At 74.6% G+C, this 23,176-nt stretch carries 21 protein-coding genes and 2 pseudogenes; 13 read left to right on the top strand and 10 right to left on the bottom strand.

Features of this window, described 5'->3' with window-relative positions; all coding sequences use genetic code 11:
* Position 1: 1 nt before the first annotated feature.
* On the bottom strand, positions 2-211 hold the full coding sequence (locus DEH69_RS31290; RefSeq protein WP_181727262.1) for a hypothetical protein: 210 nt from the start codon (positions 209-211) through the stop codon (positions 2-4).
* 57 nt (positions 212-268) lie between these two features.
* Here DEH69_RS31290 and DEH69_RS31285 point away from each other — a divergent pair, with 57 nt between their 5' ends.
* A complete protein-coding gene (locus tag DEH69_RS31285) occupies positions 269-406 on the top strand; it encodes a hypothetical protein (RefSeq protein ID WP_220131188.1) in 138 nt (45 codons plus the stop codon).
* Here DEH69_RS31285 and DEH69_RS33560 read toward each other — a convergent pair.
* Positions 382-774: pseudogene (locus tag DEH69_RS33560) on the bottom strand (sugar ABC transporter substrate-binding protein); the annotation flags it as partial. The gene DEH69_RS31285 and the pseudogene DEH69_RS33560 overlap by 25 nt on opposite strands.
* Between DEH69_RS33560 and DEH69_RS05215 the strand changes: the two are divergent.
* The 3 genes from DEH69_RS05215 to DEH69_RS05205 all read left to right on the top strand — a co-directional run bounded on the left by DEH69_RS05215 (position 659) and on the right by DEH69_RS05205 (position 2,462).
* Complete coding sequence (locus DEH69_RS05215) at positions 659-1,372, top strand: DeoR family transcriptional regulator (protein ID WP_369008260.1); 714 nt, start codon at positions 659-661, stop codon at positions 1,370-1,372. The pseudogene DEH69_RS33560 and the gene DEH69_RS05215 overlap by 116 nt on opposite strands.
* A 23-nt stretch (positions 1,373-1,395) precedes the next feature.
* Entirely contained in the window at positions 1,396-1,842 is a 447-nt protein-coding gene (locus tag DEH69_RS05210; RefSeq protein WP_113685700.1) for a substrate-binding domain-containing protein, read from the top strand.
* A 134-nt stretch (positions 1,843-1,976) separates the two neighbouring features.
* Positions 1,977-2,462 (top strand): pyridoxamine 5'-phosphate oxidase family protein, encoded by a 486-nt coding sequence (locus tag DEH69_RS05205; RefSeq protein ID WP_113685699.1) that lies wholly within the window; start codon positions 1,977-1,979, stop codon positions 2,460-2,462.
* A 167-nt stretch (positions 2,463-2,629) separates the two neighbouring features.
* Here DEH69_RS05205 and DEH69_RS05200 read toward each other — a convergent pair whose 3' ends face one another.
* Both DEH69_RS05200 and DEH69_RS05195 read right to left on the bottom strand, forming a co-directional pair.
* Complete coding sequence (locus tag DEH69_RS05200; RefSeq protein WP_113685698.1) at positions 2,630-3,748, bottom strand: ADP-ribosylglycohydrolase family protein; 1,119 nt, start codon at positions 3,746-3,748, stop codon at positions 2,630-2,632.
* A complete protein-coding gene (locus DEH69_RS05195) occupies positions 3,745-6,396 on the bottom strand; it encodes a bifunctional FO biosynthesis protein CofGH (RefSeq protein WP_113685697.1) in 2,652 nt (883 codons plus the stop codon). The genes DEH69_RS05200 and DEH69_RS05195 overlap by 4 nt, the downstream gene beginning before the upstream one ends.
* Before the next feature lie 194 nt (positions 6,397-6,590).
* Here DEH69_RS05195 and DEH69_RS32355 point away from each other — a divergent pair.
* The 4 genes and pseudogenes from DEH69_RS32355 to DEH69_RS31280 form a co-directional block, all read left to right on the top strand.
* A pseudogene (locus tag DEH69_RS32355) lies at positions 6,591-6,758 on the top strand (phosphoesterase); the annotation flags it as partial.
* A 296-nt stretch (positions 6,759-7,054) separates the two neighbouring features.
* Positions 7,055-9,985 carry a BTAD domain-containing putative transcriptional regulator gene (locus DEH69_RS05185; protein ID WP_113685696.1) on the top strand — a complete coding sequence of 977 codons (2,931 nt, stop codon included), beginning with the start codon at positions 7,055-7,057 and terminating at the stop codon, positions 9,983-9,985.
* Positions 9,986-10,159: 174 nt separating this feature from the next.
* A complete protein-coding gene (locus DEH69_RS05180; RefSeq protein WP_113685695.1) occupies positions 10,160-10,369 on the top strand; it encodes a hypothetical protein in 210 nt (69 codons plus the stop codon).
* Between the two features lie 159 nt (positions 10,370-10,528).
* A complete protein-coding gene (locus tag DEH69_RS31280) occupies positions 10,529-10,681 on the top strand; it encodes a hypothetical protein (RefSeq protein WP_181727259.1) in 153 nt (50 codons plus the stop codon).
* 315 nt (positions 10,682-10,996) lie between these two features.
* On the opposite strand, the gene DEH69_RS05175 is transcribed toward DEH69_RS31280, so the two are convergent.
* Positions 10,997-11,593, bottom strand: a complete 597-nt coding sequence (locus DEH69_RS05175; protein WP_113685694.1) for an alpha/beta hydrolase — start codon at positions 11,591-11,593, stop codon at positions 10,997-10,999.
* 17 nt (positions 11,594-11,610) lie between these two features.
* Positions 11,611-13,467, bottom strand: coding sequence for an endonuclease/exonuclease/phosphatase family protein (locus DEH69_RS05170; RefSeq protein ID WP_113685693.1), 1,857 nt, complete (start codon positions 13,465-13,467; stop codon positions 11,611-11,613).
* 122 nt (positions 13,468-13,589) lie between these two features.
* Between DEH69_RS05170 and DEH69_RS05165 the strand changes: the two genes are divergently transcribed.
* Positions 13,590-14,117, top strand: a complete 528-nt coding sequence (locus DEH69_RS05165) for a hypothetical protein (RefSeq protein WP_147255430.1) — start codon at positions 13,590-13,592, stop codon at positions 14,115-14,117.
* 329 nt (positions 14,118-14,446) lie between these two features.
* Here DEH69_RS05165 and DEH69_RS05160 read toward each other — a convergent pair whose 3' ends face one another.
* Complete coding sequence (locus DEH69_RS05160; RefSeq protein ID WP_113685691.1) at positions 14,447-16,828, bottom strand: PQQ-binding-like beta-propeller repeat protein; 2,382 nt, start codon at positions 16,826-16,828, stop codon at positions 14,447-14,449.
* Positions 16,829-17,080: 252 nt separating this feature from the next.
* Here DEH69_RS05160 and DEH69_RS05155 point away from each other — a divergent pair, with 252 nt between their 5' ends.
* Positions 17,081-17,731, top strand: coding sequence for a TetR family transcriptional regulator (locus tag DEH69_RS05155; RefSeq protein WP_113685690.1), 651 nt, complete (start codon positions 17,081-17,083; stop codon positions 17,729-17,731).
* A gap of 121 nt (positions 17,732-17,852) precedes the next feature.
* Here DEH69_RS05155 and DEH69_RS05150 read toward each other — a convergent pair whose 3' ends face one another.
* Positions 17,853-17,993 (bottom strand): hypothetical protein, encoded by a 141-nt coding sequence (locus DEH69_RS05150; RefSeq protein WP_258534446.1) that lies wholly within the window; start codon positions 17,991-17,993, stop codon positions 17,853-17,855.
* 113 nt (positions 17,994-18,106) lie between these two features.
* Between DEH69_RS05150 and DEH69_RS05145 the strand changes: the two genes are divergently transcribed.
* Complete coding sequence (locus tag DEH69_RS05145) at positions 18,107-19,243, top strand: NAD(P)/FAD-dependent oxidoreductase (protein ID WP_113685689.1); 1,137 nt, start codon at positions 18,107-18,109, stop codon at positions 19,241-19,243.
* Positions 19,244-19,417: 174 nt separating this feature from the next.
* Here DEH69_RS05145 and DEH69_RS05140 read toward each other — a convergent pair whose 3' ends face one another.
* Both DEH69_RS05140 and DEH69_RS05135 read right to left on the bottom strand, forming a co-directional pair.
* Positions 19,418-19,891: an ATP-binding protein gene (locus DEH69_RS05140; protein ID WP_113685688.1), complete on the bottom strand. Its 474-nt coding sequence runs from the start codon at positions 19,889-19,891 to the stop codon at positions 19,418-19,420.
* A gap of 216 nt (positions 19,892-20,107) precedes the next feature.
* Positions 20,108-20,482 (bottom strand): STAS domain-containing protein, encoded by a 375-nt coding sequence (locus DEH69_RS05135; RefSeq protein ID WP_258534445.1) that lies wholly within the window; start codon positions 20,480-20,482, stop codon positions 20,108-20,110.
* A gap of 212 nt (positions 20,483-20,694) precedes the next feature.
* On the opposite strand from DEH69_RS05135, the gene DEH69_RS05130 reads away from it, so the two are divergent.
* Together DEH69_RS05130 and DEH69_RS05125 are read left to right on the top strand one after the other, a co-directional pair.
* Entirely contained in the window at positions 20,695-21,243 is a 549-nt protein-coding gene (locus tag DEH69_RS05130) for an RNA polymerase sigma factor (RefSeq protein ID WP_113685686.1), read from the top strand.
* A 149-nt stretch (positions 21,244-21,392) separates the two neighbouring features.
* Positions 21,393-22,556 (top strand): zf-HC2 domain-containing protein, encoded by a 1,164-nt coding sequence (locus DEH69_RS05125; RefSeq protein ID WP_113685685.1) that lies wholly within the window; start codon positions 21,393-21,395, stop codon positions 22,554-22,556.
* Positions 22,557-23,176: the final 620 nt, after the last annotated feature.

The raw sequence follows: 23,176 nt of genomic DNA, 5'->3' as shown, positions 1-23,176 counted from the left end.
GTCAGTCGTCGACCTCGAAGCCGCGCTGCCGCATGAGGTCGACGGTGACGTCCTGCCAGCGGCGCAGCGCCTCCTGGATGCCGCCCGGGGTGCCAGCGCGCGCGACGATCTCGTCGTCGAGCCGGTTGAATCCCTCGGCCATCGAGGGACCCCACTCCCACGAGGGGTCCACGGTCGCGGCGGCTTCGGAGACGACCCGGGGCAGATCCATGCCTGAACGAACGCGTTGGCCCGCTCGGTCTCCTCGCCCCAGACCTCGGTCAGGGTCGTGTTGGCGGGGAACCCGGTGGAGGCCGGGGCCGCCGCGGCGACCGCGTCGGGCGAGGTGGAGACCCAGCGGGCGAACTCCATGGCGGCGTCCGGGTGCGGCGCGCCCTCGGGCAGCGCCATGACGGATCCGCCGTAGTTCCCCACCACGGGCTCGTCCCACACGGGGATCGGCGCGACGCCCCAACGGCCCGCCATCTCGGGTACGAAGCGGGAGATGTAGCCAGCCGACCAGGGGCCGCCGATGAGGGTGAGGGAACGCCCCTGCTGGATGTCGGTGACGTGGCTCTCGGAGTAGAGCGGCTCGTTGACCACCAGGCCCTCGGTGATCAGCTCGTCCCAGTAGCCCGCCATGGCGAGGCTCGGCTCATCGGCGATGTCGACGCGCCAGGTGCCGGTCGAGGTGTCGAACCAGTCGGCGCCCGCCTGCCAGGCGAGCCCGGCGATCAGGGCCGCTTCGCTGGCCTGGACGGTGGAGAGGCTGACGCCGGGGTGCTCGTCGCGCACCCGCTCGGCCAGGTCGCGGAACTCCTCCCTCGCCGCCCGCTTCGGGGTGTCGGCCGGAAGGATCAGACGCGATCTCGCCGAGCTCGCGGCGCTCGGGCCCCTGACCAAGGTGCGCGGCGGGGCGATCACGGCGGCGCCCGCGGAGGAGTCGCGCCACGAGCCGCGCCACGAGCCGGTGTTCGCGGACGGTGAGGGCCCGACGCTCGGCCTTCTCGTGCCGTCGGCGACGTACTACTACCCCAACGGGGTCGACTACCCCAACGTGGTCGACGGCGTCAGGGCCGTGGCGGCACCGCGCGGGGCGCGCATCGTGATCGGGCTGACGGACTACGCGCCGACGCGCGACCTCGAGCAGATCGACGAGCTGTGCGCGTCGGGCGCCGACGGGCTGCTGATCGCCTCGGCGAACGGCCACTACGTGCCCGAGGCGACGCCGGAGCGACCGCGGGCGACGGGGAAGCCGTTCGTGCTGATGGAACGGCACCCTGAAGATCCGTATGAGCCCTGCGAGTTCGTGGTCTCCGACCACCGGCAGGGCGCGTACCGGGCGGTGGACCACCTGCGCGCGCTCGGGCACGACCGGTCGCATGCCACCTGACCAGCAGCCCGACCGCGCCGCTCATGGCCCAGGGGCACGCCCACGCGGTCGCGCGGCTCGGGCTCGACCCTTCGGCGCCCGTGGTGAACAGCGGAGGACCGCCGTCGGGCTCACGTCAGGAGGCGCGGCAGTACGACACGTTCGTCGACCGCTGCGTGGCGAGCGGGGCGCGGGCGGCGCTCGTGCGCTCCGACCACGACGCGATCGAGCTGCTGCGACGGCTGCGGGCGCGGGGGTTGCACACGCCCGACGACATGGCGCTGATCGCGTACGACGACGAGTTCGCGGCGCTCGCCGAGGTGCCGCTCACGGCGGTGGCGCCGCCCAAGCGGCAGTTGGGCGAGCAGGCGGCGCACCTCCTGCTCGACCGCCTGCTGGCACCTGGCCCGCTGCCCGCGCGCCAGGTGGTGATGCAGCCGACGCTGAGGGTCCGCGCCTCCTGCGGGGCAGCGGGCCCTGCCGCCGCGTGACCGGAAGGCCGTGCCGCACCCGCCCCGCTCCCCGCCGCCGATGGCGGCGGGGAGCGGGCGCGGCAGGGGTACCGTGGGCGAGGATACGGCGACGCGGCCACGGGTGGCCGCGCGACAGTGAAGGACGACGCGTCATGGACCCCGAGCGGATCGCACAGGAACTGGCCGACGCCCACGAGCTGTTGAGCCAGGCGTCGATGGCGCGGCTGGCCTACAACGGACTCGACGGACGGCCACGCGTCATCCCGGTCGGGTTCTTCTGGACCGGCGACGAGATCGTCATGTCCACCGCCGACACGGCGCCCAAGGTGAGAGCGCTGTCCGCCCGTCCCGAGGTCGCCCTGACCATCGACGCGGGCGACAGCCCCGGCTCGGCCAAGACGCTGTCGGTGCGCGGCGTCGCGCACCTCACCATCGTCGACGGGGTGGTGCCGGAGTACCTCGCGGCCGCGCGGAAGAACTTCGACGCCGAGTACGCGGCCGAGTTCGAGCGGAACTGCCGGGCCATGTACGACCGGATGGCGCGCATCGCGGTCGAGCCGCGGTGGGCGCGGTTCTACGACTTCGGTGCCGGCCGAGTGCCGCGGTTCCTCGCCGAACTCGCCAAGAAGGCGAGCTGACCTGGCCCTTGTCCATGGTTTCGGGGCGGCGGGCCCTGCCGCCCCGCCGCCTTCGGCGGAGGAGGGGCGCCCACCCACACCGCCGCACCCGCCCACGCACCGCAACCACCACCGCTGAGCGCCGCAACCACCACCGCTGAGCGCCGCGGCCACCCAAGCGCCGCGGCCTACCCCCGCGGGTAACGCGCCAGCCAGACGTGGGCCGAGTCCGCGGGGCCGTGCAGGGCCGGGCCCTGGGTCATCTCCATCGCGAAGTCGTCCGCGAGCTCCAGGATCGTCGCGCGGCCCTCGACCTCGGCCAGCCATGCCGGAGGCAACGCCGTTTCGCCGTGCAGGGCGCCCAGCAGGTTGCCGCAGATCGCGCCCGTGGAGTCGGAGTCGCCGCCGTGGTTGACCGCGAGGAGCAGGCCGTGGCGCATGTCCTCGGCCACCAGCGCGCAGTACACCGCGATCGCCAGGGACTCCTCGGCCGTCCAGCCCTCGCCGAGCGACTCCACGCGCTCGGGGCTCGGCAGCCCCTGACGCACCGCGCCGAGCGCCTTCTTGAGCGCCTCCGCCGTCTCCTCGTGCCCGGGCCGCGTCGCCAGCTGGACCAGCGCCTTCTGCACCGCCGCGTCCAGGTCCTCACCGCGCACGAGCGCGTGCACGATCGCGGCGAACGCGCCCGCCGCCAGGATGCCCGTCGGGTGCCCGTGGGTCTGGGCCGCGCACTCGACGGCCAGCTGGAAGACCAGCTGCGGCTCCCAGCCCACCAGCAGCCCGAAAGGCGCCGAGCGCATCACCGTGCCGCAGCCCTTGGATTCGGGGTTCTTGGGCCGGTCCACCGTGCCCATCACGTCGTCGCCGAGGCCGCTCAGGCACGCCCGGCCCGGCGCACGCCGCGCGTAGAGCCACTCCTCGCGCGCCAACCAGCCGTCCCCCGCCCGCCGTTCGTCCGGGCCCCACTCGTGCTGCGTGCGGAACCACCGCCGGTGCGCCGCGTGCACATCCGTCGGCGGGTGCCACGCGCCCGTGTCGCGGCGGACGTGCGCGCGGATCAGCCCGTCCACGGTGAACAGCGTCATCTGCGTGTCGTCCGTCACCGCCCCGCGCCGCCCGTATGCCTCGACATAGTCGGTCACCCCCGAGGGCCCGTGCGCCTCGGTGATCTCGGCGAGCGAAGCGAACTCGATCCCCGCGCCCAGCGCGTCCCCGATCGCCCCGCCGAGCAGGCAGCCGCGCACCCGGGCGCGGAAGTCCTGCTGCTCGGCGCGCCCCCACAGCGCGCCGCCGACCGGGGCCGTCACGCTCCCGCCCCTGGGAGCACGGGCAGCAGCCGCGGCAGGCGCCCGTCCGCGGCCAGCGCCGCCGCCTCGCGCTCGGGCGGCACCTCGCGGTAGAGCGTCGTGCGCAGCCGGGACGGGCGGCCCGCCGCCTCGGCGATGGCCCGCAGATCGCCCACGGAGCGGTAGGAGCCGTAGGCCGAGCCCGCCATGCGCGAGATGGTCTCCTCCATCAGCGTGCCGCCCAGGTCGTTCGCCCCCGAGCGCAGCATCTGGGCCGCGCCCTCAGTGCCCAGCTTGACCCAGCTCGTCTGGACGTTCCGGATGTGCGGGTGGAGCAGCAGGCGGGCCATCGCGGTGACCGCGCGGTTGTCGCGGTGGGTGGGCCCCGGGCGGGCGATCCCGGCCAGGTAGACGGGGGCGTTGGTGTGGATGAACGGCAGCGTCACAAACTCGGTAAAGCCCTCGACGCCCTTCTCCTCGTTCGCCCGCTGGATCCCGGCCAGCGTCCGCAGGTGGCCGAGCCAGTGGCGCGGCTGGTCGACGTGCCCGTACATCATCGTGGACGAGGAGCGCAGGCCCAGCTCGTGCGCCGTGGTCACCACCTCGATCCAGGTGCTCGTCGGCAGCTTGCCCTTGGTGAGGATCCAGCGGACGTCGTCGTCCAGGATCTCGGCCGCGGTGCCGGGGATCGAGTCGAGCCCGGCCTCGCGCGCGGCGGTCAGCCAGTCGCGGATCGACATCCCGGTGCGCGAGGCGCCGTTGACGACCTCCATGGGCGAGAACGCGTGGACGTGGATGCCGGGCGCGCGCTCCTTGACGGCCCGCACGATGTCGAAGTAGGCGTCGCCCGGCAGGTCGGGGTGGATGCCGCCCTGCATGCACACCTCGACGGCGCCCACCTCCCATGCCTGCGCGGCCCGTTCGGCGACCTGGTCGAGGGAGAGGGTGTAGGCGTCGGCGTCGGTGCGGCGCTGCGCGAAGGCGCAGAAGCGGCAGCCGGTGTAGCAGACGTTGGTGAAGTTGATGTTCCGGGTGACGACATAGGTGACCTCGTCGCCGACGGCCGAGCGCCGCAGGTCGTCGGCGACGCGGCACAGCGCGTCGAGCGCGGGCCCGTCGGCGTGCAGGAGCGCGAGCGCCTGGTCGTCGGTCAGCCGCGTCGGGTCGTCGGCGGCGACGGCGAGCGCGGAGCGCACCTCGCCGTCAAGGCGCTCCACGCGCGCGCCCGGCTCGGCCGCCATGCCGGGCTCGGCCCGCAGCGCCAGCTCGGTCCAGTCGCCGTAGACCTCGTCGAAGTCGGCGCGCCGGTCGCCCGTGCGCCCCTCGGTGTCGATCGAACGGTGCAGATCCGTCCGGCCCGTCGCGGTCAGCGGCCGGTCGGGCTCCTGCCAGGGCAGGCCGCGCGGGATCGCGTCCTCGCGGGCCAGGCCGGTCTCGGGGTCGGCAAGGGCCGTGACGTGCGGCAGCAGTCTGGGGTCGAGCCAGGGCTCGCCGCGCGCGATGAACTCGGGGTAGATCGTGAGGCGTTCGCGCAGCGTGAAGCCCGACTCGGCGGTGCGCGCGGCGAGATCGTCCAGGTGGGGCCAGGGGCGCTCGGGGTTGACATGATCGGGGGTCAGCGGCGAGACGCCGCCCCAGTCGTCGATGCCCGCGCGGATCAGCAGCGCGTACTCGTCGTCCACCAGGTTGGGCGGCGCCTGCACCCGGGCCGCCGGGCCAAGGAGCAGCCGGGTCACGGCCACCGCGGCGGCCAGCTCGCTCAGCCCGGCGTCGGGCATGGCGCGCATCGCGGTGTCGGGCTTGGCCCTGAAGTTCTGCACGATGACCTCCTGGACGCCCCGGTAGGCGCGCGCGACCTTGCGCAGCGCGAACACCGAGTCGGCGCGCTCCTCGTAGGTCTCGCCGATGCCGATGAGGATGCCCGAGGTGAACGGAACGCTGGAACGCCCCGCGTCCTCGAGCACCCGCAGCCGCACGGCGGGCTCCTTGTCGGGCGAGCCGTGGTGCGGGCCCCCCGGCTCGGACCACAGGCGCGTCGCGGTGGTCTCCAGCATCATGCCCATCGAGGGCGCGACGGGCTTGAGGCGCTGGAAGTCGGTCCAGGACATCACCCCGGGGTTGAGGTGCGGCAGCAGCCCCGTCTCCTCGAGCACCCGCACGGCCATCGCGCGCAGATACGCGAGCGTCGAGTCGTACCCGGCCGCGTCGAGCCACGCGCGCGCCTCGGGCCAGCGCGCCTCTGGCCGGTCGCCCAGCGTGAACAGCGCCTCCTTGCAGCCCATCTCGGCGCCACGCCGCGCGATGTCCACCACCTCGTCGGGGGAGAGGAACATCCCATGCCCCGCCGCCCGAAGCTTCCCCGGCACGGTCACAAAGGTGCAGTAGTGACAGCGGTCACGGCAGAGCCTGGTCAGCGGAATAAACACCTTCTTGGAGAACGTGATCACACCCGGTCGCCCCGCGGCCTCGAGCCCCGCGTCCCGCACCCGGGCGGCGGCCGCCGCGAGCCGTTCGAGGTCGGCGCCGCGCGCCTGGAGCAGCACCGCGGCCTCGGCCACGTCAAGCGCGACGCCCTCCTCGGCCCGGCGCAGCGCCCGCCGCATCGCGTTGGCCGTCGGACGGTCCGCGGGGGCGGGTCCGGACGTCGGTTCCTGCGCGCTCGTAGTCATGCCTCCGAGGATAAGAGCGGGACGAACACCAGAACACGGCGTCGCCCGTGGATCGCGCCTCACCCGGGGCCCGCCCTGGCGCCGGTGGAATTCGCTCAGGCGGCCGAGGGCACGCGGCAGACGCGCACCCTCCGCGGCCATCTCGCCCCCGGCGCCCCCGACTTCGTGTACCTGCCGGTCCATGTGCCGCCCGGCGCGCGGCGGGCCGGGGCCGCGGCTGGTACCGGGGCGACTGCCATCTCCACACGGTGTACTCGGACGGGCGGCGCACGCCCGCCGAGGTCGCCGCGGCCGCGCGCGCCGGTGGGCTCGACTTCGTCGTCACCACCGAGCACAACACCCCGGCAGGGCACGGGGCGTGGGAGGGCCTGTGGGGCGCGACGGCGCGTTCGCCCACCACGCGCGCCGCATCCGCCGCGCGGGCGTCGGCGAACGGCTCGACGCGCCCCGGGCGAGGGCGAGGTGACCTGGCGGACGACGCCGCGTCACGCCACCTGGGTCCGCGCCCAGGTCAGGCACCCGGCCCCCGAGGGCGGCGCGCCCGGCGTCCCAGGACCGATGGCCGCGATGACGAACCCGGTCTTTCTCGGGGCAGGCCCGCACGGATAGACTCCAACGTTCGCGCCCCATACGTTGAATTGGTAAAGCAGAGGACGCCATGGCCGTTGGTGAGGGGACCACGGGGGGTCACACGCCTGCCTTGCGTTTCGCCGTGCTCGGTCCGGTGCGCGCCTGGCTCGGGGAGAGACCACTGGCCTCAGGGTCGCCTCAGCAACGGGCCCTCCTCGCCGCCCTGTTGCTCCGCCGCGGCCGCACCGCCACCGCGCAGGAGCTGGTCACCGCGCTGTGGGGCGCGGACCCGCCGCAGCAGGCCGTCGCCGCGCTGCGCACCTACGCCTCCCGGCTGCGCCGCTCCCTCGCGCCGCGCTCGGAGGTGCTGGTCACCGACCTGGGCGGCTACGCGTTGCGCCTTGGCCCCTTCGACGAGTTCGACCTCGACACCGTCGCCAAGCTGACCGCGGAGGCCGAGAAGTCCGCGGCCACGGGCGAGTTGCCCCGCGCGCACGACCTGTACGGCAAGGCCCTGGCGCTGTGGGACGGCGAGGCGCTCGGCGGCATGCCGGGGCACGAGTCGGAGATGGAGCGCGACCGGCTGGCCGAGCAGCACCTCCTGCTGCGCGAGGCGCGCCTCGACGTCGGCATCCAGTCGGGGCTGCACGCCGAGTCCGTCTCCGAGCTGACCGCCCTGACGACCGCTCACCCGCTGCGGGAGCGGCTGCGCGAGCTGCTGATGCTCGCGCTCTACCGCAGCGGCAGGCAGGCCGAGGCCCTGGCCGTCTACGCCGACGCCCGCAGGCTGCTCATCGACGAGCTCGGCGTCGAGCCACGGCCCGAGCTGTCCGACCTCCAGCAGCGCATCCTCAACGCCGACACCACGCTCAACCAGCCCACGCAGCAGTCCGCGTCGGCCATCCCCGTCGTCCGCCCCGCGCAACTCCCGGCCGCCGTACCCGACTTCACCGGGCGCAAGGCGTTCGTCGCCGAGCTGGGCGCCCAGCTGGCCTCCGCCGAAGGGCGGGTGATGGCCGTGTCGGCGGTGGCGGGGATCGGCGGCGTCGGCAAGACGACGCTGGCCGTGCAGGTCGCGCACGCCGCACGCGAGCACTTCCCCGACGGCCAGCTCTATGTCGACCTCCAGGGCGCGGGCGCCGCGCCGTCCGATCCGGCCGCCGTGCTGGGCGCGTTCCTGCGGGCGCTCGGCCAGCAGGACACCGGCATACCGGAGACCCTGGACGAACGCGCCGCCCTCTACCGCTCGTTGCTCGACGGCCGCCGCGTGCTCACGCTGCTCGACAACGCCCGCGACGCCGCCCAGGTGCGGCACCTGCTGCCCGGCACGCCGGGCTGCGCCACGCTCATCACGAGCCGGGTGCGCATGGTCGACCTGGCGGGGGCGCACCTCGTCGACCTCGACGTGATGAGCCCCGAGGAGGCGCTGACCCTCTTCACGCGCATCGTCGGGCCCGAGCGCGTCAACGCCGAGCGCAACGCCGCGATGGACGTCGTCGCCGCGTGCGGCTTCCTGCCCCTGGCCATCCGCATCGCCGCCTCGCGCCTGGCCACGCGCCGCACCTGGACCGTGGCCACCCTGGCGCGCAAGCTCAGCGACGAGCGCCGCCGCCTCGACGAGCTCCAGGCGGGCGACCAGGCCGTCAAGGCCACGTTCGAGCTGGGCTATGGCCAGCTGGAGCGCGAACAGGCCCGTGCCTTCCGCCTGTTGGGCCTGGCCGACGGGCCCGACATCTCGCTCGCCGCCGCGGGCGCCCTGCTCGGCCGCGACCCGGCCGACACCGAACACCTCCTGGAGACGCTGGTCGACACCTCGCTCCTTGAGTCGGCCGCCCCCGGGCGCTACCGCTTCCACGACCTGGTCCGCCTCTTCGCCCGCGCCTGCGCCGAGCGCGACGAGCAGCCCCCCGCCGAGCGCGGCGCCGCGCTCGCCCGCCTGCTCGACTTCTACCTCGCCACCACCGCACGGGTCTACGCCGTCCAGCGCCCCGGCGACCGCCTCCCCGACCACCTCGCCCCCACCGCGAGCCCGGGTCTTGGCTTCGCCGAGCCGCACGCCGCGCTCGACTGGCTGTTCGCCGAGGCCGACTGCCTGCTGGCGTGCGTGCGCCAGCAGGCCGAAGGCGAGACGCTGCGCGCCTGCACCGACCTGCTGCTCGCCGCGCGCGACCTCGACGAATCCGGCACGTTCTCCCGGCAGTTCGAGCAGGCGGCGCTCACCGTCCTCGACGCCGCGCGCCGCTCGACGGACCCGCTCGTCGAGGGCCGCGTCCGCCTCGCCCTCACCCACGCCTACAACCTCGCCTGGCGCCTTGACGAGGCCGAGGAGCAGGCGCGCCACGCGCACCTGCTCGGCCTTGAGGCCAACGACCCGGTGTCCTCCTGCATGGCGCCCAACGAGCGCGGCGGCATCGCGTTCCACCGCCAGCGGTACGCGGACGCCGTCGAGTACCTGGAGTACGCCCTGGCCGCCTTCCGCCGCGACGGCAACAGGGCGGGCGAGGCCAGCGCGTTGACCAATCTGTCGCGGGCGCACTCCTCGCTCGGCGAGCACGAGCTCGCGGTGCGGCTGGCCAGGGAGGCCATCGACCGCTACGTGGAGCTGGGTTCGAGCCTCAGGCTGGCCAACGGGCACTATGCGCTCGGGGTGTTGCTGACCGCGGCGGGCGAGCATGTCGCGGCCTTCGACGAGCTGTCGGCGGCGCTCGCGGGCTTCGAGGAGAACCGTCAGCGGGTGTGGGTCGGCATGACGTACATCCGCATGGCCGAGGCCACGCTCGGCACGGACGCGCCCGACGGTTCGGCGGCGCTCGCGGAGCGCGCGGTCGCCCAGTTCAGGGACGTCGGCAACGAGTGGATGCAGGCCCGCGCGCTCACCGTGCTGGGCCGGGCGCTTGACGCCGTGGGCCAGCCGGGCCGTGCCAGGGCGTGCTGGCAGCAGGCGCTGACCGCGTTCGAGAAGCTGGGCAGCACAGAAGCCGCGGAAGTGCGGAACCTCCTGGGCTCCGTGGGCGTCTGAGCCACCGAGTCGTCCACTTTCGGCCCGCTCGTCCATCAGATGTTTATCGCGGGCTGACAGGCTCGGGCGCACTCGGCCGCCTCATCGGGGGAGGGCGGCCGAGCGGGTCGGCCGCGGGTCGCGGAGGAGCCACGGCCGGCCCCCTTCCGTCCCTCGTGACTTACGGAGTTCCACATGAGTGATGTCAAGCCGCAGGGCGACAACCACGTCTACGACGAGCCCACCAGCGCGGGGAACGGTAAGAAGCCCACCGTCAAGCCGCAGGGCGACAACCACGTCTACAGCGAGCCGGCGGCGGCCGAAGGGAAGGGTAAGAAGCCCACCGTCAAGCCGCAGGGCGACAACCACGTCTACAGCGAGCCCGAGGGCAAGAGCGACAGCTGAGTCGTCGCCCGACCTCGTCACCGGTAACCGGCTGCGCCGCCTCCCCGCGATGCGCAGCCGGTTCTCTGTGCGAGCGGCGGGGCATTCTCATGAGACGCGGTCCCTCACGGACCGTATCAAGCACCTTCCGTCTTCCGTTCCGTCACAAGGGGATTCGCCATGACACGCATGATGAGAGCACTCGCCGCCTGCGCCGGAGCCGCCGCCCTGCTCGGCGCCCTCGCCGCCCTCGCGGCCACCGCCGCGGGGGGATCGGGCACGGCGGGCGACGTGCGCGCCGACACCCATGTGTACGAGACGGGGCAGGGGTGATGGCCCGTCCCTTCGCCTGCCCCGTCGGCGCTCGTTTATCGACTGTTTATGGCCCGCTGCCATTCTCTTGAGTGACCGGCCGCACAGGGGTGCGCGGTTGGCCTCCCCCGGATCCATTCGGCGGTAACGGGGGAGCCGCCGAATGGACTCGGGTCCGGTGACCGGCTCGGGCGGCGTGGAGGGGGCGTCGTCCGGGCCTGAGCCGACCCGGCGTCACGGTCGGGAGCCCGCCGGTGGGGGCCGGCGGGCCGAACCGTTTCCTGGCCGAACCGTTTCCCGGCCGAGCCGTTTCCTCGCGGGTCCCTTCGCCAGCGGTCACAGCGGCTCGGGCGGCCCGCTGGTGTGGGCGGCGCCCCCGGCGAAGCGGTCCATCGTCTCGACGAGCCGCCCGAGCAACGCCACCGAGCCCACCGCGTCGCCCGGCAGCTGGAGCGAGTGGTCGGCGCCGTCGAACTCCAGGATCTTGTGCGGCAGTCGGCGCACGGCCTCGGCGTCCCACAGCGGGTCGGCCGTCCCGCCCACCAGCAGCGTCGGCGCGACGCACGCGTCGAGCGCCGCGAGCACGGGCTCGGTCGTCAGCAGCGGGGTGAGCCAGATGGCGGGCAGGGACCGTTCGGTGGCGATTCCGGCGGCCAGCGTGCCAAGGGACTTGCCGACCAGGAGCCCACAGCCCTCGGCCTCGACGGCCGCCACCACCTGGCGCTCCACCCAGGCCAGCCGCTCCCCCTCCGTGAACTGCTGGAACGTGCCGGGGACCTCCCACCACAGCTCGCGCACGTCCCAGCCGTGCTGCTCAAGCACGGCGCGCGCGTAGTGCAGCAGGGGCCGCGCGGGGGTGTAGCCGATGCCGGGCACGACGAGCGCGGTGCGGGGGCGGGCGGCGCTGCCCGCTGACGGTGCGTTGGAGGTCATGGCCGCAGGGTAAGCCTTCAGTCCAGGTAGACGGTCACCGCGAGCGGCAGGTGGTCGGACGCGGTGGTGCCGGTCAGCGTGAAGTCGCCGAAGGCGACGCCGGGGGCGCCGAAGATCCAGTCGACGCGGCGCGGCGGGCTGGTCGCCGTGTCGCGCGCCGGGTCGCCGATCTCGTCCTGGGCGCTGCGGAACCCCGCCGCGGTGACGCGTTCGATCTCCTCGGACCCGGGGCGGGCGTTGAGGTCCCCGGCGAGCACGGTGGCCTGGTCGCCGCCCGCGGCGTCGAGCAGGGGGCCGAGCTGCGCGAGCCGCGCGTCGGGCGAGCCGCCGCCGTCGAGGTGCGTGGCGACGACGCGCGCCTCCTCGCCGTCGGTGAGGCGCACGGTGAGCGAGGCGAACGAACGGTCCATGTCGCCGCCCGCGCGCGGCAGTCCGGTGGCCGAGGACTCGACGACGGGCAGGCTCGTGAGGACGAGGTTGCCGAACCGCCGGTCCGCGGAGGGGGCCCACACCGCGGTGACGTCGAGGCGGCGCTCGAGCCAGGTCGCCAGGTCGAGGCCGCCCGCGCCCGGCCAGCCGCGCGGGACCTCCTGGAGCGCGACGACCTGCGCGTCGGACTCCCTGATCACCTTGAGGATCCGCTCGGGCGCGAGCTCGCCGCCGCGGTCGACGGCGGCGTGGACGTTCCAGGACAGCAGCCGGTACACGCCGCCCGCGGTGTCGCGCGGCAGCGGCTCGGGCGCGGCGCGCAGCGCGGTGGCCAGCGGGGGCCAGGCGAGCAGGAGCGCGGCCAGGACCACGGGCGCGAACGCGTGGCCGAGCGGGCGCGGGGCGGGCAGGGCGCGCGCGGCGCGCGTGGCGTGTCCCGCGGCGACGGCGAGCGCCGCGGCGGTGAGCACGGCGAAGAGGCCCGGCGCGAACCGCACGTGGAGCGGGAGCACCAGCAGCAGCTGGCCGACGGCGGCGCCCGCCCCGGCCAGCGCGACGTCGAGCGGCGCGCCGCGGCCCACGGTGAGCGGGCGCCCGGCCAGCGCGGCGCGCACGGTGGCGGGCAGGGCGGCGAGCCCGGCCAGCGCGGCGACCGCCGCGAGCGGCGGCACCCACACGGCCACGGCCACGGCGAGGACCAGGGCGGCGGGGGCGAGGGGGACGTTCGGAACGTTCGGAATCTTCGCGAGGCCCGGGATCGTGCGGAGCCGGGGCGCGCTCAGGGCCGCGGTGCCAAGCAGCGCGCCCGCCGCGATCCACAGACCGGCCCAGGTGAGCGAGATCCCGCCCTGCGAGGCGAGATACGCGGGCGAGGCGAGCAGCGCGCCCCACAGGGCGAACGCCGGTCCCAGCACGGCCAGTTCGACGCCGCCCGCGGGCCGCGTCCGCATGCTCGGGCGGATGTGCGCCGCCCAGGCGAGCGCCCCGAGCCCGCCGGCGCACGCCGCCGCCCACAGCCAGCCGATGGCGCCCCCGCGCCACAGCGGGTCGAGCAGGTCGAGCGGGAGCCGCAGCGCCACGTCGGCGGCGACGGCCAGGGCGATCGCGCGGGCGGCCCTGCCGGGGCCGTTGCGCGAGGTGGCGGCGGCGTCGCGCACGGTGAGGACCAGGGCGGCCAGGGCGATACCGGCCGTGACGGCCAGCACCGGGACCGTTCTGGCGCCGGGGATCTGCGTCAGCAGCCGGGCCGCCGCCAGGGCGGCGACGGCGAGGGGCAGCGCCCTGCGGGAGCCAAGCCACCGGACGAGCGGGCCGCCGAGCGCCGCGGCGATGACGGCGGGGAGGGCCGCGGAGAACGAGCCGACCGCGCCCGCGACGCGCAGCGACTCCAGGGCGACCAGGGCGGTCACGGCGACGAGGAGCGGCGGCGTGCGTGGGGCGGTCATGGGCCGTGAGATTAGTGCCCGCAAGCGGGCCGCCGCCGTTCGGGGTGCGAGGGTCGACCAGGGGACGTAACGTGAGAAGACGAGCCGGAATAAGACAAAAGCCACACCGAGGGAGGCTCGATATGTGGCGTAAAGTCCTTGCGCCCGTGCTCGCCGGACTTGCCATCGCGGCGACGATCGCAGGTGTGTTCCTGAACTGGTACGGCGGCCGTCACGGATGGCATTTCAAGTGGCCGCAGCTGTTCGGTGGGCAGGGCATCACCGGGAGCGACGCAAATCTGCTCACCGGCATGTTCTTCCCGTTCCTGATCGCCGGGCTCATCGCGTTGGCGGCGATCCTGCTGCGCTCCGCGTCGCTGATGACCGTGGCGGGCCTGCTGGTCCTGGGGTTCACCATCCTGTGGATGGCCCGGCAGTACCAGACCGCCCACAGCCTGACCGTCGGCCCCGGCGGCATGTCCTGGCCGGTACTCGGCCCGCTGCTCGGCGGCATCGGACTGCTGGCCGCGGCGATGATGTACGCCGCCGCCCGGCATGTCGAGCACATGCGCGCCGCACATCGCGGCGAGGGCGAGGTCCGGCACGGACCCTGGTCCCGCATGCGGCGCCGCGGGGAGGGGGAAGGCGAGCAGGGCCGGGAGGCGGCGTGATCCACGTCGTTCACCCAGCGCGCGCCCGGCGCGTGTGACGCGCCCCCTTAGCGTGGCGAGTTGACCCGCGGGGAGGACGGCGGCCAAGAGCCGTCGCCCTCCCCGCGGGCTCGACGCGTCGGACGCTGGGCCGCCTGGGCCGGGGGGCAGGGCGCACGGAGCGCGGGCTGCGCCATGGGCCGGTCGTCGGGGTCCGCCCCGACAAGGGCCGAGGCCCCGTTGCGGCGGTCCCGCCTGGCACGCACACGCGCCGCGTTGTCGGGATCGCCCACGTTCTCCCGGCCTCCCCCGGTCCGCGTCCGGGCCCCCAAGGCCGCCGGGACCGGGGCCTAGCCGGACTGCCGTGTGCCTCGCGCGGCGTCAAGCGCGTAGACGCAGTGGTCCTGGCTACAGGCGAAGATCATGCCGTCCGCGGCGGCGGGCGTCCCGGTGATCGCGCCGCCGGTCTCCAGCTTCCAGCTCAGCCGCCCGCTCACCGCGTCGAGCGTGTAGAGGCATCGGTCCTCCGAGCCGAAGTGCAGGCGCCCCGTGCGCACCACGGGGGAGCCCACGATCGCGTCGCCCGCCGCGAAGCGCCAGCGTGGCGTTCCGCTCACGGCGTCCAGCGTGTACATCGCCGAGCCGCTGCCCAGGTGCACGAGGCCGTCCGAGACCACGACAGGCTCGGCCGACTGCCGCGCCTCGGTGGCGATGCGCCAGCGGTCGTCGCCCGTGGCCGCGTCGAGCGCGTAGACCGTGCCGAGGTAGTCCGTGAAGTAGATCCCCGAGGCGCGCGTCCCCGGCGACTGGTATGTCGCGGGGCACAGGATCGCCGCCGGGGCGTCGAACCTCCAGCGCTCCGCCCCGCTCGCCGCGTCGAGGGCCAGCACGCGCGAGCCCGCGCACACGAACACCACCCCGTCGTCCGTGGGCGTCACCCGCACGGGAACGCCCCCGGTGACCGACGTGTCGCCCACGGGGTGACGCCACAGCTCGGCGCCCGTGCGCGCCTCCAGAACATAGAGCTGGCCCTCGCCCCACGCGTACACCACCCCGTCGTGCACCACAGGCGCCGCGTCGTGGGTCTCGAAGTCCGCCTGCGCGCCGGACATCTCCCACAGCCGCTCGCCCGTGCCCGACTCCCACGCCTGGACGCCGCCGCCGCGGGTGGCGGTGACGACCGTGCCGCGCTCGGCCCGCAGCGCGTAGATCCAGGTGTCGGTGGGGACGCGCCAGCGGTCCGAGCCGTCGGTGGCGTCAAGGGCGTACAGGCTCGGCCCGTCGGACGCCAGCACGCGGCCGCCCGTGACCGCCATCGACCAGGCGACCTCGCGCGTCTTGAACTGCCGCCGCCCGCTGGCCACATCGAGGGCGTGCACCTCCATCGACGTGACGTACAGCAGGCCGTCGCGCACGGTGGGTGAGCCCCACAGGTCGTTGTTCATCCGGAAGCGCCAGGGGCGCCAGCGGGCGGGGTCCGCGGTGAACGGTCTCTGCCCGGGGTGGGCCGTCGAGGGGCTGGCCATCGGGGAGCCAGCCGCCCCGGTGGGCGGGCGTGCCCAGTCGGGGGAGTTCGCCACGAGGTGGTCGCCGGGGCCCGCGGGCTCGCCGCGCTGCGGCCCTGGGCCCACGGGCATCCCCGAGCCGGGGAGCCGCACCGGGCCCTCGGGCCCCGGGGGCGGGGAGGGGGCCGGGATCGGCGGGGGCAGCGACGGCGGCGAGGGCGGCGGGGTCGTCGGCATCGGGGGCGGCGAGGAAGGCGCCGACGGCGGCGAGGGCGCGGAAGGGGCGGAGACCACGGCGTGCTTCACCTCGGGCGCCGGCGCGGGCACCTGAGGGGTGCGCCCCCTGCGGCTCTCGATCAGCGCGACCGCGCCGGGCGGCAGCCAGGCCGAGGCGCTGCCGGTGTCGTCGCTCGCCGCGAACAGGTGCGGGGCCAGCTGCGCCTGGAGGTCGGCCGGGCTGGGGCGGTCGTCCGGCTTGTGGACCATGAGCGACTCGATCAACGGCCGCAGCTCGTCAGGAAGACCCGACAGGTCGGGCCGCTCGCGCAGCAGCATGAAGACCGTCTCCACGGGATTCCCGCCGTGGTAAGGCGGGTGGCCCGTGGCGGCGAAGACCAGGGTGGAGGCGAGCGAGAAGATGTCGCTCGCGCCGTTGACGCTGCGGGAGTCCTTGGCCTGCTCGGGCGACATGTACGCGGGGGTGCCAACCGCGACGTTCGTCATGGTCAGGCGGGTGTTGGAGACGCCGGACGCGATGCCGAAGTCGATCACGCGCGGGCCGTCCTCGACCACGAGGACGTTCGACGGCTTGAGGTCGCGGTGCACGAGACCGGCGCCGTGGATGGAGTGAAGCGCCTCCGCGATGCCAGCGGCCAGCCAGCGGACGGCGCCGGGCGGCAGGGGCCCGCACTCGGTGACGATCTCCTCGAGCGAGGGGGCGGGCACATAGGCGGTGGCGAGCCAGGGCACCGCGGCCCTGGGGTCGGCGTCGACGACGGCCGCGGTGTAGAAGCCGCTGACCGCGCGGGCGGCCTCGACCTCGCGCGTGAAACGCACCCGGAACAGCTGGTCCTCGGCCAGCTCGCTGCGCACCGTCTTGATCGCCACCCGGCGGCCCGACGCGGAACGGGCCAGGTAGACAAGACCCATGCCCCCGGCGCCGAGCCGGCCGAGCACCTCGAACGGCCCGATCCTTCGCGGATCGTGCTGCGTCAGCTGCTCCACCATGTGCTGGACACCTCCCCGTACGGGCGCTGATTCACCGCCCCGTGCAGCATCTCATTGCCACGCGGTCCCGCGGACTCACGAGTCGATTCTTCCCCCAGGGACCGACAGTGGCGAACCCGGGGGTCTGGATTGAGGGAAATGTCCCCCATGACCCGATCATTGGAAACCGTGCCGAACCGGCCATCTTCTCCGCTCCCCCCGATCGGATGCGATCAAATCGCGCCTAGATCACGCGTCGATAAGCTGACTGGCATGACAGGACAGGTGACAACCGTTGACGGCCGGGTCGCTGGCCGACGCGGTCAGGCAACGCGGCAGAAGCTCCTCGACTGCCTCGGCAAAATGCTGGGGACCTCCCCCTACCGGGACGTCAGGGTCATCGACGTGGCCCGCAAAGCAGGCACCTCACCTGCGACTTTCTATCAGTACTTCCCCGATGTGGAGGCCGCGGTCCTGGAGATCGCGGAGACCGCGGTGCGGGAGAGCGGCGACCTCTCCGAGCTGGTCGCCGGGCGGTCGTGGACCGGGAAGGCGGGCCGCCAGACCGCCGAGGAGCTGGTGGACGGGTTCCTCTCCTTCTGGCGGAAACATGACGCCATCCTGCGCGTGATCGACCTCGGAGCGGCCGAGGGTGACCGCCGGTTTGTCCGTCTGCGCACCCGGATCCAGGGCGCGCTGGTCAAGCCGCTGGCCGAGTCGATCGAGGGCGCCCGCTCCAGGGGCCGCGGCGCGGACAAGGGCCCGACCCCGGCGGCGCTCGCGGGCTCGCTCGTCACGATGCTGGCCGGGGTCTCGTCGCAGCCCAAGAGCCTCCAGGCGCTCGGCGCCAAGCAGGCCGACCTCAAGCCGGCGCTCACACTCCTGCTCCACCTCGGCGTCACGGGCCGCAGGCCCACGGTGTGACACGCGCTCCCCCACGTTCCCCCCCACGTTTCCCCCTCGCGTTCCCCCCTCGCGTTCCCCCCTCGCGTTCCCCCCGCGTTCCCCCACGCTCAGCGCATGCGCCCCAGGTGAAGCACGCTGATCAGGACCGCCGCGCCCCGCCCTCGCCGAAGATCCGGCGATACGCCTCCTCATGCGGGACCCCGGCGTCCTCCCCCCTGGCCTGCCGTTCGCGATACGCGGCCAGCGCACGCGCCTCCTCGACCGGGTAGCTGTCCACCATGCGCAGAGGATCGCAGAAGCGCGCACCGCTGCCGCGCCTTCGCGGGACGTGAACTGCCGTTCCCTTAAGGGGCGGGCGGGCTCTCCTCGCGCCATCACCCGCTGCGTATCCTCATGAGCATGCCGACGTCGCCTGTGCACATCATCGGAGCCGGTCCCGGCGGGCTCGCGACAGCCGCCGTGCTCGGTGAGTACGGCGTTCGCGCCGTGGTGCTCGACAAGGCCAGCGACGTGGGCGGCTCATGGCGCAACCACTACGACCGGCTGCGGCTGCACACCACGCGCCGCTGGTCCTCGCTCCCCGGGCTGCCGATCCCCCGGTCCGCGGGGCGCTGGGTGCGGCGCGACGACTATGTGCGCTACCTGGAGGCTTACGCGCGTTACCACCGCGTCGACCTGGCCGCGGGCGTCGAGGTGTCGCGCGTCGACCGACCAGGGCCCGACGACGCGTGGGTGCTGCACGCCAACGGCGGGCGCAAGCTCCGCGCGAGCGCCGTCGTCGTCGCCACCGGGTACAACCACACGCCCCGCGTACCGGACTGGCCGGGGCGCGAGACCTACACCGGCGAGCTCCTGCACGCCGCGCGCTACCGCAACCCCGCGCCGTTCAAGGGGCGCGACGTGCTGGTCGTCGGCGCGGGGAACAGCGGCGCCGAGATCGCCGCCGACCTCGCGGGCGGCGGCGCGGGCCGCGTCAGGCTCGCCGTCCGCGGCGTCCCGCACATCCTGCGGCGCTCCACGCTCGGCTGGCCCTCGCAGGCCAGCGCCATCATCTGCCGCAGGCTGCCCGTCCGCCTGGTGGACCGGCTGGCCCGCCCCGTCGAACGGCTGCTGCCCGACCTCACCGAACACGGCCTGCCCCGCCCCGAGACCGGCCTCTACTCGCGCGTGCGCGAGGGCGCGATCCCCGTGCTCGACGCGGGCCTGGTGCGGGCGGTGCGCAGGAAGCAGGTCGAACCCGTGGGCGCGGTCGTGTCGTTCGACGGCGACGCCATCACGCTCGCGGACGGCGCGGTCATACGCCCCGACGCGGTGATAGCCGCCACCGGCTATCGGCGGGGGCTCGAACCCCTGGTCGCCCACCTCGGCGTGCTCGACGGCCGCGGCCGCCCGCTGGTGCACGGCCGCGAGACCCACCCGGCCGCCCCCGGGCTCTACTTCACCGGCTACGCCAACCCCATCAGCGGCAATCTCCGCGAACTCGCCCGCGACGCCCCGAAGATAGCGGCGGCCATCGTCCGCGAGCTGTGAGAAGAGGGGACGAGAGGGGATGCCCCTCCCCGTGCGGGGAGGGGACCCGGTGATCCGCACTCGCCGAGGACCTGCCTCGACGTCCCCTCGCAACGCATCACCCGGTCCCGGCGGCCCGGCCTCCAACGCGCCGCACGGAACCCTTCCTCAGGGTGATCAGGCCACCACGACCCGTCAAGAGCAGGCCGCCCCGGCCGCGGGCCCCGCGGGGGCGGGCTGGGGCTCGGGAGCGGGCGCGCAGTCCACCTCGCACCACACGCGCTTGCCCTTGCCCTCCGTCTGCCAGCCCCACCGGTCGGCCAGCACCTCGACCAGCTCAAGGCCGCGGCCGCAGGTCTCCTCACCCTCCGCGCGGCGCGGGCGCGGGGCCCGGCCGTCGCGGTCGACCACCTCGAGACGGACGGGAACGTTCCTGCCCGGCACCGGGTCGCGGCGCACCGCGAGCCGCAGCACGGCGGGGCGGCCCGTGTGCACCACGGCGTTGGTCACCAGCTCGGAGACCAGCAGGACCAGGGTGTCCGTCTGCGTCTCGTCGGGGCGGGCAGGACAGGGCTGCCCGCGCCCCAGCTGCGCCCGCACCCACCGGCGGGCCCTGCCCACCTCGGCGGGCTCGGGGGCGACCTCCAACTGCTCTTCCAGCTCCTGCACCGTTCACACGCTCCGAACCGGGCGGACAAATCCCCTCACACCGAGGCACAACCCCGGCTCAGCACAGCATGATTGACGGGCGAGTCGGACAACAAGTGCTTCAGGAATATTCCGGCGCAAAGGAGTAAGCAGAGGGCGGGCTGTGCGACCCGCCTCAGGCGGGCTCGAACAGAAGTGAGGGCGTGCTTACCCACGCACACCAGCGACTTCCACGGCTCACGCGGAGAGCGGCGTGCCCTTCTCGCCCGCCGCGGACGGAAGATCGGGATAGCAGTCGAACAACCGGCGTACGCCGAGCGCGGCGAGCACACGGTTGACGTGCGAGCCGTCCTCCGCGCCCCGCGCGGGCAGGATCAGGCGCAGCTCACCGGCGCACGACCGCATCAGCCTGCGCGCCGCCACCAGGACGCCCACCCCGCTCGAGTCGCAGAACAGCACCTCGGACAGGTCGAGGACCAGGTGTCTTCGCCCCTCGGCCACCGCGTCGTGCACATGCTGGCGAACGGTCGGCGACGTGGCGATGTCCAGCTCGCCGACGACCCGCAGCACGGTCCACTCCCCCCACGGCTCCGTTCCCACCTTCAACGCCACGCGCCCGCGCTCCCTCTCTGTCCTTCGCGCGCCGTTCGCGCGCCCTCTATGCCTCGGGCCTGCCCAGTTTCGAGCCCGCCACGCGTCCACCATCCCCCCGTGGACCGTCCCGTTCGCGGGGGCGCGCGTGAACAGCGCCGCACACTACATTTGACGTACGTGGGGGCCCTGAGGTTGTCGTAGAGCGCGTTCGAAGGAGTTGGGGAGACCGGATGGCGCACGAAACGCCGCCGTACTGGGACCGCGGCATGCGGCAGCGGCTCCAGCTCGGCGAGGCGGCCGCGCTCGGGGAGCTGTACGACCGGTTCGCGCCGCTGGCGTTCGGCATCGCCCTGCGCGCCCTGGCCGACGAGGACGACGCGCGGCGGGTCACGCGCGCGGTGTTCAGGCGCATCTGGGAGTCGCCGCTCGACTTCGACCCCGACCGCGGCCCCATGCGGTCCTGGATCGCCGCCGAGGCCCACCGGCTGGCCGTCGACCTGCTGCGCAGCCGGGACGGCGGGCCCGAGGGCGCGGCCAGGTCCGACGAGCACGTGCGCGCCGCCTCCACCGCGGCCCGCGCCGACTACATCGTGACGGCCATGCCCGCGCCGCTGCGCGACGCGCTGGAGCTCGCGCGGTTCCAGCGGCACGACTACCGGCGAACGGCCGAGCGGCTCGGCATCACCGAGGCCGAGGCCAGGGGGCGGCTGCGCCTCGGCCTCCAACTCCTGTCCTCCGCGGCCGCCTACCGCGCGGATCCGCCACGGGAGGGCCCGTGACGACTCCGTCCCAGGGAGACGGCGACCCGGGGAGGACCACCCGGGCGTCCGAGACCGCGCGCGTGCCCGCGCCCCGTGGTGCGCGCGGGCGCGTTCCGGCGGAGGATGGGCGCGCGATCACCCCTCGGCAGCGGGAGGGCGACGAACCGATGCCACCATCGCTTGGCCCGCGGGAGCACCAGGAGTTGATGGCGCTGCTCGGCGCGTGGGCGCTGTCGGCGTGCTCCCGCGAGGAGTCCGAACGCGTCGATGAGCACCTGGGCGGCTGCGGGCCCTGCGCGGACGAGGCGCTGCGCCTGCGGGACGCGGCGACGCTGCTCGAACCGCCCGGCGCCCTCGACCTCGCGCCCGAGCTGCGGGTCGCGGTGCTCGACGACTGCTTCGCGCGCCGCCCCGCGCGGCAGCCCGTGCCGCCGTGGGCCGCGCCCTACGACCAGGAGGCGGCCCGCCTCGACGCGCTGCTGCGGGACATGGCGGAGGAGGAGTGGCGCACTCCGGTCGCGCTGCGGTGGTTCGACGGGGACGCGTGGCACGGCACGCCGACCACCGTGGCGCGCGTGATCGGCCAGCTGCTGTCCCTGGACGGCCTGTTGGCCGCGGCCGTCGGGCTGCCCGAGCCGGTGAACGGCCCGACGGCGGAACGGGCGGCGGCGCGCCTGCGGGCCCCTGACGCGGGCGACTGGCCGCTGTGGCGCGAGCAGTCGCGTTCCCTGGTGCGTGCGGCGGCGGAGCTCGGCGGCGTGGCGGGCGAACGGACCGTGCCGCGCGAGGCGTTGGGCGACGCGGGCCGTTTCCCCGGCGGGGCGGGCGCCGAGGTGGCGCTCTCCGACGCGTTCCTCGACCGGGCGTTCACCTGCTGGGTGCACGCCAAGGACATCGCGCACGCCGTGGAGTACCCGTACGACGCCCCGTTCGGCGCCCATCTGCGGCTGCTGGTCGACCTGACGGCGCGGCGGCTGCCCGAGAGCATCGCGGGGCGGCGCAGAGCGGGGCTCGCGACCTCGTCCGCGCGCCTGACGAGCGTGGGCGCGCCGGTGCGCACGCTCCACCTTGAGGTGGAGGGCGCGGGCGGCGGCCACTGGTACATCCCCGTGGACTCGCCTGCGGCGGGCGTCTCGGCGGTGGAGGCGCACGAGGTGCCCGAGGGGCCAGAGGGAGACGAGGCGGTGGCCCATGTGACGCTGGAGGACGAGGAGTTCTGCCAGCTGGCAGCCGGGCGAATAACCCCGGAGGAGGCGGCCGTGGGCATGGAGGGCGACCCGGCCCTGATCCACGACGTCCTGTACGCGGCGGCGGCCCTCTCGCGCCCCTGAGCGAGGGGCCCCGCGGGGGCCCGAGCACCGGCCGGACCCCGCCGCCGTTCAACGCCGCCCCCGCCCCGCCCCCACCCCGACCGCGGCCCGGGCGGTCTCCCCAGGGCAGCGGCCCGCACCGGGCGCGGCGGCCCCGGGGATACGCCGCTCGCGAACACCGGCCCGAAAGGCGCGTCGACTTCGGTGACCGCCCGGGGGAGATGCTTCCGCCTCGGACGCGGCGCCGGAGGCGCGTCCACCCGGGACGCGGCCCCGGGGTGCCCGCCGCCGAGCACCGGCACGGGGGGAGGGACGCTGTCCCTCAGGCGCCCCCCGGACACGGTCCGGAGGGCACATCCGCCGAACGCCATCCCACGGCCGCGCCCCGCCCCTGAGGCGGTCCGGCGTCACGCCCGTCCGGCGAGGACTAGTGCCGCGTCAGGCAAGGTTCGCCCCGTCGCGTCGCCCGGCACCTCGCTGCGTTGCCGAATCACCCAAGTACGCCCAGCACGAGGGCGATCCGGCGCCTTGCGATGCACCGCACCGGACGCCGCTCCTCTACGGGCAAACCCTGCCTGACGCGGCCCTAGTAGATTGTCGCGTCTAAGTGTTGTTCTGGTTGGTTGGGGTCGGGCAGGCTT

Source organism: Streptomyces sp. PT12, from assembly GCF_003311645.1.
Lineage (GTDB): Bacteria > Actinomycetota > Actinomycetes > Streptomycetales > Streptomycetaceae > Streptomyces.
This window is presented reverse-complemented; position numbering and strand designations above follow the sequence as displayed.

What these genes read in the sequence shown, in the direction of transcription:
- DEH69_RS05160 (WP_113685691.1), bottom strand. Translation starts at nt 16,828, where the DNA reads ATGGTGGAGCAGCTGACGCAGCACGATCCGCGAAGGATCGGGCCGTTC.
- DEH69_RS05195 (WP_113685697.1), bottom strand. Translation starts at nt 6,396, where the DNA reads ATGACTACGAGCGCGCAGGAACCGACGTCCGGACCCGCCCCCGCGGAC.
- DEH69_RS05175 (WP_113685694.1), bottom strand. Translation starts at nt 11,593, where the DNA reads ATGACCTCCAACGCACCGTCAGCGGGCAGCGCCGCCCGCCCCCGCACC.
- DEH69_RS05145 (WP_113685689.1), top strand. Translation starts at nt 18,107, where the DNA reads ATGAGCATGCCGACGTCGCCTGTGCACATCATCGGAGCCGGTCCCGGC.
- DEH69_RS05170 (WP_113685693.1), bottom strand. Translation starts at nt 13,467, where the DNA reads ATGACCGCCCCACGCACGCCGCCGCTCCTCGTCGCCGTGACCGCCCTG.
- DEH69_RS05130 (WP_113685686.1), top strand. Translation starts at nt 20,695, where the DNA reads ATGGCGCACGAAACGCCGCCGTACTGGGACCGCGGCATGCGGCAGCGG.
- DEH69_RS05210 (WP_113685700.1), top strand. Translation starts at nt 1,396, where the DNA reads ATGGCCCAGGGGCACGCCCACGCGGTCGCGCGGCTCGGGCTCGACCCT.
- DEH69_RS31290 (WP_181727262.1), bottom strand. Translation starts at nt 211, where the DNA reads ATGGATCTGCCCCGGGTCGTCTCCGAAGCCGCCGCGACCGTGGACCCC.
- DEH69_RS05165 (WP_147255430.1), top strand. Translation starts at nt 13,590, where the DNA reads ATGTGGCGTAAAGTCCTTGCGCCCGTGCTCGCCGGACTTGCCATCGCG.
- DEH69_RS05185 (WP_113685696.1), top strand. Translation starts at nt 7,055, where the DNA reads ATGGCCGTTGGTGAGGGGACCACGGGGGGTCACACGCCTGCCTTGCGT.
- DEH69_RS05155 (WP_113685690.1), top strand. Translation starts at nt 17,081, where the DNA reads ATGACAGGACAGGTGACAACCGTTGACGGCCGGGTCGCTGGCCGACGC.
- DEH69_RS05150 (WP_258534446.1), bottom strand. Translation starts at nt 17,993, where the DNA reads ATGGTGGACAGCTACCCGGTCGAGGAGGCGCGTGCGCTGGCCGCGTAT.
- DEH69_RS05125 (WP_113685685.1), top strand. Translation starts at nt 21,393, where the DNA reads ATGCCACCATCGCTTGGCCCGCGGGAGCACCAGGAGTTGATGGCGCTG.
- DEH69_RS31280 (WP_181727259.1), top strand. Translation starts at nt 10,529, where the DNA reads ATGACACGCATGATGAGAGCACTCGCCGCCTGCGCCGGAGCCGCCGCC.
- DEH69_RS05180 (WP_113685695.1), top strand. Translation starts at nt 10,160, where the DNA reads ATGAGTGATGTCAAGCCGCAGGGCGACAACCACGTCTACGACGAGCCC.
- DEH69_RS05205 (WP_113685699.1), top strand. Translation starts at nt 1,977, where the DNA reads ATGGACCCCGAGCGGATCGCACAGGAACTGGCCGACGCCCACGAGCTG.